Source organism: Shigella sp. FC1544 (assembly GCF_001722145.1).
Taxonomy (GTDB): domain Bacteria; phylum Pseudomonadota; class Gammaproteobacteria; order Enterobacterales; family Enterobacteriaceae; genus Escherichia; species Escherichia coli.
On record NZ_MECT01000321.1, the window covers coordinates 17524 to 27721 of the forward strand.

Genomic DNA, 10198 nt, shown 5'->3' on the forward strand with positions numbered 1-10198 from the left:
GTCACTAATCCACTACAGGACATTTTATGATCAGTTCATTATGGATCGCCAAAACGGGCCTTGACGCCCAGCAAACCAATATGGACGTCATTGCCAACAACCTGGCAAACGTCAGTACTAACGGTTTTAAGCGTCAGCGCGCGGTGTTTGAAGATCTGCTTTATCAAACCATTCGCCAGCCGGGGGCACAGTCTTCCGAACAAACCACCTTACCCTCCGGATTACAAATCGGCACGGGGGTACGCCCGGTCGCCACTGAACGCTTACACAGCCAGGGAAACCTGTCGCAGACCAACAACAGCAAAGATGTCGCGATTAAAGGGCAGGGCTTTTTCCAGGTGATGTTGCCAGATGGTTCATCAGCCTATACCCGTGACGGCTCTTTCCAGGTGGATCAGAACGGGCAGCTGGTGACGGCTGGTGGTTTTCAGGTGCAGCCAGCGATCACCATTCCGGCGAATGCGTTAAGTATCACCATCGGTCGTGATGGCGTGGTCAGCGTAACCCAACAAGGCCAGGCAGCTCCGGTTCAGGTTGGGCAGCTCAATCTCACCACCTTTATGAATGACACCGGGCTGGAGAGCATTGGTGAAAACCTCTACACCGAAACGCAATCCTCTGGTGCACCGAACGAAAGCACGCCGGGCCTGAACGGCGCGGGATTGCTGTATCAAGGGTATGTTGAAACGTCTAACGTCAACGTGGCGGAAGAACTGGTCAATATGATTCAGGTGCAACGCGCTTACGAAATCAACAGTAAAGCGGTGTCCACCACCGATCAGATGCTGCAAAAACTGACGCAACTCTAAGGCTTAACCGGTGGCAGGTTCACCGGTTTACTGATTTTTGAAGATGATAGCCATGCAAAAAAACGCTGCGCATACTTATGCCATTTCCAGCTTGTTGGTGCTTTCACTAACCGGCTGCGCCTGGATACCCTCCACGCCGCTGGTGCAGGGGGCGACCAGTGCACAACCGGTTCCCGGTCCGACGCCCGTCGCCAACGGTTCTATTTTCCAGTCTGCTCAGCCGATTAACTATGGCTATCAACCGCTGTTTGAAGATCGTCGACCACGCAATATTGGCGATACGCTGACCATCGTGTTGCAGGAGAACGTCAGCGCCAGCAAAAGCTCCTCTGCGAATGCCAGCCGTGACGGTAAAACTAATTTTGGCTTTGATACTGTGCCGCGCTATTTGCAGGGGCTGTTTGGTAACGTTCGTGCCGATGTCGAAGCCTCCGGTGGTAACACGTTCAACGGAAAGGGCGGGGCCAATGCCAGCAATACCTTTAGCGGCACGTTGACGGTGACGGTTGACCAGGTACTGGTCAACGGCAACCTGCATGTGGTGGGTGAAAAACAGATTGCCATTAATCAGGGTACCGAATTTATTCGCTTCTCTGGCGTGGTTAATCCACGCACTATCAGCGGCAGCAATACCGTACCGTCTACTCAGGTGGTGGATGCGCGCATTGAATACGTAGGCAATGGCTACATTAACGAAGCGCAAAATATGGGCTGGTTGCAGCGTTTCTTCCTTAACCTGTCGCCAATGTAAGTGAGGCTGTGGTGATTAAATTTCTCTCTGCATTAATTCTTCTACTGGTCACGACGGCGGCTCAGGCTGAGCGTATTCGCGATCTCACCAGTGTTCAGGGGGTAAGGCAAAACTCACTGATTGGCTATGGTCTGGTGGTGGGGCTGGATGGCACCGGTGACCAGACAACCCAGACGCCGTTTACCACACAAACGCTTAATAACATGCTCTCACAGCTGGGAATTACCGTTCCGACGGGCACCAATATGCAGCTAAAAAACGTCGCTGCGGTAATGGTGACAGCGTCACTTCCTCCGTTTGGACGTCAGGGGCAAACCATCGATGTGGTGGTTTCTTCCATGGGTAATGCCAAAAGCTTGCGTGGAGGTACGTTGTTGATGACACCGCTTAAGGGCGTTGACAGTCAGGTGTATGCGCTGGCGCAGGGCAATATTCTGGTTGGCGGCGCAGGAGCCTCCGCTGGCGGTAGCAGTGTTCAGGTTAACCAACTGAACGGTGGACGGATCACCAATGGTGCGGTTATTGAACGTGAATTGCCCAGCCAGTTTGGCGTCGGGAATACCCTTAATTTGCAACTTAACGACGAAGATTTCAGCATGGCGCAGCAAATCGCTGACACCATCAACCGCGTGCGTGGATATGGCAGCGCCACCGCGTTAGATGCGCGGACTATTCAGGTGCGCGTACCGAGTGGCAACAGTTCCCAGGTCCGCTTCCTTGCCGATATCCAGAATATGCAGGTTAATGTCACCCCGCAGGACGCTAAAGTAGTGATTAACTCGCGCACCGGTTCGGTGGTGATGAATCGCGAAGTGACCCTCGACAGCTGCGCGGTAGCGCAGGGGAATCTCTCAGTAACAGTTAATCGTCAGGCCAATGTCAGCCAGCCAGATACACCGTTTGGTGGTGGACAGACTGTGGTTACTCCACAAACGCAGATCGATTTACGCCAGAGCGGCGGTTCGCTGCAAAGCGTACGTTCCAGCGCCAGGCTCAATAACGTGGTGCGCGCGCTCAATGCGCTGGGCGCTACGCCGATGGATCTGATGTCCATACTGCAATCAATGCAAAGTGCGGGATGTCTGCGGGCAAAACTGGAAATCATCTGATGATCAGCGACAGCAAACTACTGGCAAGTGCGGCCTGGGATGCGCAATCACTCAACGAACTAAAGGCGAAAGCGGGCGAAGATCCGGCGGCAAATATCCGTCCGGTGGCCCGTCAGGTGGAAGGGATGTTCGTGCAGATGATGTTGAAAAGCATGCGCGACGCTTTACCAAAAGATGGCCTGTTCAGCAGCGAGCACACTTGCCTGTATACCAGTATGTATGACCAGCAGATTGCCCAACAGATGACGGCGGGCAAAGGTCTGGGGCTTGCAGAGATGATGGTTAAACAGATGACGCCAGAACAACCATTGCCAGAGGAGTCCACGCCAGCAGCACCGATGAAATTCCCGCTCGAAACTGTGGTGCGTTATCAAAATCAGGCGTTTTCGCAGCTGGTGCAAAAGGCCGTGCCACGTAACTACGATGATTCGCTGCCGGGTGACAGTAAAGCATTCCTCGCGCAACTCTCGCTGCCCGCCCAACTGGCAAGCCAGCAAAGCGGTGTGCCACATCATTTGATCCTCGCTCAGGCGGCGCTGGAATCTGGTTGGGGGCAACGGCAAATCCGCCGCGAAAACGGCGAGCCGAGCTATAACCTGTTTGGTGTCAAAGCCTCTGGCAACTGGAAAGGGCCAGTTACTGAAATCACCACGACTGAATATGAAAACGGCGAAGCGAAGAAAGTAAAAGCGAAGTTTCGGGTCTACAGCTCGTATCTGGAAGCATAGTCGGATTACGTTGGGCTGTTAACGCGTAACCCGCGCTACGCCGCCGTGACCACCGCCACGAGTGCGGAGCAGGGGGCGCAGGCCCTACAGGACGCGGGCTATGCCACCGATCCTCACTATGCCCGCAAACTCACCAACATGATTCAGCAGATGAAATCGATAAGCGACAAGGTGAGCAAAACCTACAGTATGAACATTGATAATCTGTTCTGAATAACTCAAGTCCGGCGGGTCGCTGCCGATAATACTCTGTAATTGAAGGCTTATAAGGAACCTCCATGTCCAGCTTGATTAATAACGCCATGAGCGGACTGAACGCGGCCCAGGCGGCGTTAAATACGGCAAGTAATAATATCTCCAGCTATAACGTTGCCGGATATACCCGCCAAACCACTATTATGGCGCAGGCCAATAGCACGTTGGGCGCTGGCGGCTGGGTTGGCAATGGTGTCTACGTTTCTGGTGTGCAGCGTGAGTATGATGCGTTTATCACCAACCAGTTACGTGCGGCGCAGACGCAAAGTAGCGGCCTGACTGCCCGCTATGAGCAGATGTCGAAAATCGACAATATGCTCTCCACCAGTACCTCTTCGCTGGCAACACAGATGCAGGATTTCTTCACCAGCCTGCAAACGCTGGTGAGTAACGCGGAAGACCCGGCAGCGCGCCAGGCGCTGATTGGGAAATCAGAAGGGTTGGTGAATCAGTTTAAAACCACCGATCAGTATCTTCGCGACCAGGACAAACAGGTCAATATCGCGATAGGTGCCAGCGTTGATCAGATCAACAATTACGCTAAACAAATCGCCAGCCTGAACGACCAAATCTCCCGCCTGACAGGCGTGGGGGCAGGGGCGTCACCTAACAATCTGCTGGATCAACGCGATCAACTGGTGAGCGAATTAAACCAGATTGTTGGTGTAGAAGTCAGCGTTCAGGATGGCGGCACTTATAACATCACGATGGCCAATGGTTACTCACTGGTTCAGGGAAGTACGGCGCGGCAACTGGCGGCAGTTCCTTCCAGCGCCGACCCTTCTCGTACGACTGTCGCTTACGTTGATGGGACGGCAGGCAATATTGAGATCCCGGAGAAATTACTGAATACCGGGTCGCTGGGCGGCATTCTGACATTCCGTTCTCAGGATCTGGACCAGACGCGTAATACGCTTGGACAACTGGCGCTGGCATTTGCCGAGGCTTTCAACACCCAACACAAAGCCGGATTTGATGCCAACGGCGATGCTGGTGAAGATTTCTTTGCTATCGGTAAGCCCGCGGTTTTGCAAAACACGAAAAACAAAGGTGACGTTGCGATCGGTGCCACGGTAACTGATGCCTCCGCGGTACTGGCGACAGATTACAAAATCTCGTTCGATAATAATCAGTGGCAGGTCACCCGCCTTGCCAGCAATACCACTTTTACGGTGACGCCGGATGCCAACGGTAAAGTGGCATTTGATGGTCTGGAGTTGACGTTTACAGGAACGCCTGCCGTTAACGACAGCTTCACGCTGAAACCAGTAAGTGACGCCATCGTCAACATGGATGTATTAATCACCGACGAAGCGAAAATAGCGATGGCGAGCGAAAAAGATGCGGGTGATAGCGATAACCGCAACGGTCAGGCCCTGCTGGATCTGCAAAGCAACAGTAAAACGGTGGGCGGTGCGAAATCCTTTAACGACGCTTATGCCTCGTTAGTGAGTGATATCGGTAATAAAACCGCGACGTTGAAAACCAGTAGCGCCACGCAAGGTAATGTGGTGACGCAGCTTTCCAATCAGCAGCAGTCTATCTCTGGCGTCAATCTCGACGAAGAGTACGGAAATCTGCAACGTTTTCAGCAGTATTACCTGGCGAATGCGCAGGTTCTGCAGACGGCAAACGCGATTTTTGATGCGCTGATTAACATTCGCTAAGGGGAGATAAGATGCGTTTCAGTACCCAGATGATGTACCAGCAAAACATGCGTGGCATCACCAATTCTCAGGCGGAATGGATGAAGTACGGCGAGCAGATGTCGACAGGTAAGCGAGTCGTTAACCCTTCTGACGATCCCATTGCAGCATCACAAGCCGTAGTTCTCTCCCAGGCACAGGCGCAAAACAGCCAGTACACGCTGGCGCGTACTTTCGCCACTCAAAAAGTGTCACTGGAAGAGAGTGTACTTAGCCAGGTCACCACTGCTATCCAGAATGCTCAGGAAAAAATTGTCTACGCCAGCAATGGCACCTTGAGTGACGATGACCGGGCCTCGCTGGCTACGGATATTCAGGGGCTTCGTGACCAGTTGCTGAATCTGGCGAACACCACTGACGGTAACGGGCGCTACATTTTTGCCGGTTATAAAACAGAGACTGCGCCGTTTAGCGAAGAGAAAGGGAAATACGTCGGTGGAGCAGAAAGTATTAAGCAACAGGTCGATGCTTCGCGTTCGATGGTGATAGGGCACACGGGTGACAAAATTTTCGACAGTATTACCAGCAACGCAGTTGCGGAGCCAGACGGTAGCGCTTCTGAAACCAATCTTTTTGCCATGCTGGATAGCGCCATCGCAGCCCTGAAAACGCCGGTCGCGGATAGCGAAGCGGATAAAGAAATCGCCGCTGCGGCATTGGATAAAACCAACCGTGGACTGAAAAACTCGCTGAATAATGTCCTTACCGTTCGCGCGGAATTAGGCACGCAGCTGAACGAACTGGAGTCGCTGGATTCCTTAGGTAGCGATCGCGCTTTAGGGCAAACGCAGCAGATGAGCGATCTGGTTGATGTGGACTGGAATGCAACTATTTCATCTTACATCATGCAGCAAACGGCATTGCAGGCATCGTATAAAGCATTTACCGATATGCAGGGATTGTCGCTCTTCCAGCTCAACAAATAAGCTCGCTTTAAAACATATCATGAAACTGGGTATGTTTTGTCTGCCCGCTCAGGGATCGCCGGGGCGGGCATTTTTTTGCCTATTTAGCATTGTTGGTTAGCAAGGATGCCATTTGATGAATTTTAATATGTTGATTCAAACATGAAATAAAAAAGCCCTGGCAGTTACCAGGGCTTGATTACTTTGAGCTAATTATTACTCAACAGGTTGCGGACGCGCAGGAGCGGCAGAGGCATGATGCGTTGCCGTATGACCACCTGCGGCACCTTTACCTTCGAAGGCAAAAGTAGGGCGCTGCCAGTCACTGTGATGCGGTGCCTCCGGAACATATTCCGGTGCCGGAGCGCGCGTCATTGGCGCGGTAGCGTGGTTATGCTCAACGGTGATCTCTGGTTCAACCGCGGCTACCGTTTCAACTTCTGCTGCGACTTCAGCGACGACTGGCGCGGCAGGTTGAGCAACAACTTCAGGTTCTGCAACCACAACCTCAGCAGTTTCGGCAACTTCTTCAATATCTGCCGTCTCTTCCTGCGGTTCAACCACCGGTTCTGCGTGTTCTGCAACTTCCTGGGCTACGGCAACATCAGACTCGGTAATCACCTGCGGCTGTTCAGTTACCGCGGCGGCAATCACTTCAGGATGCGTCGTTTCAACCACTTCCGGTTGCGGTTCGGCAACCGGTACGGGGGCTTCTACGACTTCAGCCATTTCTTCAACAACTGGCGCGCTAACAACCGGTTCGACAGCGGCGGCGACAGGGACCTCAGTCACCATCGGCTGCACTTGTACTTCTTCCTGTTCGCGCTGCTCTTCAACTTGTACATCTTGCGGACGTACAATTGGATAGCGGATCCAGACTTTGCCAGAGGCCAGTTCCGGAGACGCGCACGCTACGGTCAACGGCATTGGCGACTGGGTTGGATAACGCTCGTCACGATAGCGACGACGACGCTGACCACTCACGCGCAGGTGACGAGGCGAGCGGCGAGAACGACGCGGCATGCCACCGTTGTCACGGTTATCAGCATTGTTCTCTTCTTGCTGTTCTGGTGCAGTTTGCGCTACGACTGGCAGCGGGACTTTCACCAGTTCTGTGCGTGGAGCTGGAGCTTCCTGAACAATTGGTTCGGCAGCGGCAGTTTCTTCAACCACCGGTGCGACTACCGCTTCTTCGGCTACGCTTTGCTCGTAACGCACTTTCTGATTGAGCTGACGCTGTTTACGACGCGGCTGAACCGGACGTACACGTTCTTCCTGTTCGGTTTCCTGAACAGATTGCTCTTCAACATTCAGCGCCTTCGCTTCTTGTTGCGCCTGACGTTTATCATCGTTACGGCGGCGGCTACGTTCACGACGCGGCGCTTGCTGCTCGTCGGTGGTACGTGCTTTTTCCGTTACCTCAGCTTGCTGACGGCTCTCACGCGTCTCGGCAGTCTGCTGCTGTGCCTGGCGACGATTACGACGGTTTTCTTCGCGATTATCGCTGCCTTCAGTACGTTCACTACGGGTGTCGCGGCGCTCATTACGGTCACGGCGGTTGTTCTGACGAGGCTTGCGACGATCCTGTTGACGTTCCGGTTTCGCTTCTGCTTTCGGTGCTGGTTGCTCGGTCGGTTTGGTTTCTTCACTACCGCTGAACAGCGCTTTCAGTGCGCCGAAGAAGCGGCTCAACAGCCCAGGTTGTGCAGGAGCTGCTGGTGTTGCCGGTGCAGCTTTCGGTGCTGGAGCTACAACAGGCGCGGCAGGTTCAGCTGGCGTTGGCGCTGGCGGCACATCCGGCATGGCAAAGGTTGCCAGCGCAGGTTGTTCCGGACGCTTACGTTCAGCGAACTCTTCTTCAGACGGCAGCGCCATCGCTTCTTCATGCAGCTTCGGCAGCATGTAGCTTAAGGTTGGGGTTTCTTCCCCTTTACGCACGCGCAGCACGTGGTAGTGCGGGGTTTCCATCTGATCGTTTGGCACAATCACGCAGCGCACACCGTCCTGACGAGTTTCAATGGCATTTACCGCAGAACGTTTTTCATTCAGCAGGTAAGAAGCGATTGGTACAGGAACAATGGCGTGAACTTCCTGGGTGTTCTCTTTCAGCGCTTCTTCTTCGATCAGACGCAGAATAGAGAGCGACAGCGATTCGTTGTCACGCACGGTGCCAGTACCAGAACAACGCGGACAAACGTGATGACTGGATTCACCCAGTGATGGGCTCAGGCGCTGACGGGACATTTCCAGCAGGCCAAAGCGAGAAATATGGCTGATTTGAATACGCGCACGGTCCTGACGCACCGCTTCACGCAGACGGTTTTCTACCGCACGCTGGTGGCGTACAGGCGTCATGTCGATGAAGTCGATAACAATCAGGCCGCCGAGGTCACGCAGGCGCAGCTGACGAGCAATCTCATCGGCAGCTTCGAGGTTGGTGTTAAACGCGGTTTCTTCGATATCGCCGCCGCGGGTCGCGCGTGCGGAGTTGATGTCGATGGCAGTTAACGCTTCGGTACTGTCGATAACAATCGAACCACCGGACGGCAGACGGACTTCACGCTGGAAGGCGGACTCGATCTGCGACTCGATCTGGTAGTGGCTGAACAGCGGGATCTCGCCGGTGTACAGTTTGATTTTGCTGCTGAAATCCGGGCGACCTAATGCAGCGATATGCTGACGTGCCAGTTCGAGCACTTTCGGGTTATCGATAAGGATTTCGCCGATGTCCTGGCGTAAGTAATCGCGGAAAGCGCGAACGATTACGTTGCTCTCCTGATGAATCAGGAACGGGGCCGGGCGGCTTTCAGCGGCTTTTTTGATGGCTTCCCAGTGTTTCAGACGGAAGCTTAAATCCCATTGCAGCGCCTCAGCAGATTTGCCGACGCCAGCGGTGCGCACGATAAGCCCCATGCCTTCCGGCAGTTCAAGGCTTGCCAGTGCTTCTTTTAATTCGGTACGGTCGTCGCCTTCGATACGGCGAGAAATGCCACCCGCGCGCGGGTTGTTCGGCATCAGAACCAGATAGCTACCCGCCAGACTGATAAAGGTGGTTAATGCCGCGCCTTTGTTGCCGCGCTCTTCTTTATCGATCTGAACAATGACTTCCTGACCTTCACGCAACACATCTTTAATGTTGGGACGACCATGAGCACTGTAGTTAGCAGGGAAATATTCGCGGGCAATTTCTTTTAGTGGGAGGAAACCGTGACGTTCAGCGCCGTAATCAACAAAAGCAGCTTCCAGACTCGGTTCAATGCGGGTGATTTTACCTTTGTAGATGTTTGCCTTTTTCTGCTCGTGCCCTGGACTTTCGATATCCAGGTCATACAGACGCTGCCCATCTACAAGGGCAACGCGCAACTCTTCCTGCTGAGTTGCGTTGATTAACATTCTTTTCATCGTAACTTACTCATTATTCTTACATTGACGACTAAGCTGCGGGCAAAGTAACGCCTTTCCGGGTGTGAACCGATGGCCTCGTGTCTAGTCGCGTCGCCAACCTCACGGTTATCGTCAGCTCAAAGAGGCGCAGAGTGTCGGTTGCCCGTTTTTCATGCGGAAAAACAGCGCAATTATCAAAGAAACAGACTGGGTATTACTCTCCAGAAATATTTCCATCTGCCGGTAAGGACTGCAACCCGCAGCCCGCTAACTGCCTGAAAGATCAATACGTCTTACGCCATTGCTGCGTGGATGATCGGTCGGGCAAAATGGGTTATTCCGTAAAATTTCTTGTTTTAACAAGGATGGACACGGAAACGGCTTCATTATTCCACTGCAAGCCTTGTTATAGCAAGATGACTTTTACCATTTATCACCCGCTTACTCACAGTTTTTTATATGAACGCATCCCGTTTGCAAGGCATCCATTGTTTTGACATGACGGGTAGGTTGCAGCTTTATATCCGGCTTTATTGCAGCCGTAACGCTGC

At 53.2% G+C, this 10198-nt stretch carries 6 protein-coding genes and 1 pseudogene; 6 read left to right on the forward strand and 1 reads right to left on the reverse strand.

Translation table 11 applies throughout. The annotated features are described in order from the left end of the window. Nucleotides 1–26: 26 nt before the first annotated feature. From flgG to flgL, 6 genes and pseudogenes are all read left to right on the forward strand, one after another. Nucleotides 27–809 (forward strand): flagellar basal-body rod protein FlgG, encoded by a 783-nt coding sequence (gene flgG, locus BGK49_RS15225; protein WP_000625837.1) that lies wholly within the window; start codon nucleotides 27–29, stop codon nucleotides 807–809. A 52-nt stretch (nucleotides 810–861) separates the two neighbouring features. Next, nucleotides 862–1560, forward strand: coding sequence for a flagellar basal body L-ring protein FlgH (locus tag BGK49_RS15230; RefSeq protein ID WP_005042610.1), 699 nt, complete (start codon nucleotides 862–864; stop codon nucleotides 1558–1560). Between the two features lie 11 nt (nucleotides 1561–1571). Further along, entirely contained in the window at nucleotides 1572–2669 is a 1098-nt protein-coding gene (flgI, locus tag BGK49_RS15235; RefSeq protein ID WP_000589324.1) for a flagellar basal body P-ring protein FlgI, read from the forward strand. After that, nucleotides 2669–3610 (forward strand): annotated as a pseudogene (gene flgJ, locus BGK49_RS15240) (flagellar assembly peptidoglycan hydrolase FlgJ). Before flgI ends, flgJ begins: the two are co-directional and overlap by 1 nt. Nucleotides 3611–3675: 65 nt before the next feature. Next, entirely contained in the window at nucleotides 3676–5319 is a 1644-nt protein-coding gene (gene flgK / locus BGK49_RS15250) for a flagellar hook-associated protein FlgK (protein ID WP_000096481.1), read from the forward strand. 11 nt (nucleotides 5320–5330) lie between these two features. Then, a complete protein-coding gene (gene flgL / locus BGK49_RS15255) occupies nucleotides 5331–6284 on the forward strand; it encodes a flagellar hook-associated protein FlgL (RefSeq protein ID WP_001212778.1) in 954 nt (317 codons plus the stop codon). Nucleotides 6285–6479: 195 nt separating this feature from the next. Here the strand turns inward: flgL and rne are convergent, their stop codons facing one another. Beyond that, nucleotides 6480–9665 (reverse strand): ribonuclease E, encoded by a 3186-nt coding sequence (gene rne / locus BGK49_RS15260; RefSeq protein WP_000827369.1) that lies wholly within the window; start codon nucleotides 9663–9665, stop codon nucleotides 6480–6482. Nucleotides 9666–10198: the final 533 nt, after the last annotated feature.

Bases quoted from the DNA above. Each gene is read 5' to 3' on its own strand.
- flgG (WP_000625837.1), top strand. From the start codon at position 27: ATGATCAGTTCATTATGGATCGCCAAAACGGGCCTTGACGCCCAGCAA.
- BGK49_RS15230 (WP_005042610.1), top strand. From the start codon at position 862: ATGCAAAAAAACGCTGCGCATACTTATGCCATTTCCAGCTTGTTGGTG.
- flgK (WP_000096481.1), top strand. From the start codon at position 3,676: ATGTCCAGCTTGATTAATAACGCCATGAGCGGACTGAACGCGGCCCAG.
- flgL (WP_001212778.1), top strand. From the start codon at position 5,331: ATGCGTTTCAGTACCCAGATGATGTACCAGCAAAACATGCGTGGCATC.
- rne (WP_000827369.1), bottom strand. From the start codon at position 9,665: ATGAAAAGAATGTTAATCAACGCAACTCAGCAGGAAGAGTTGCGCGTT.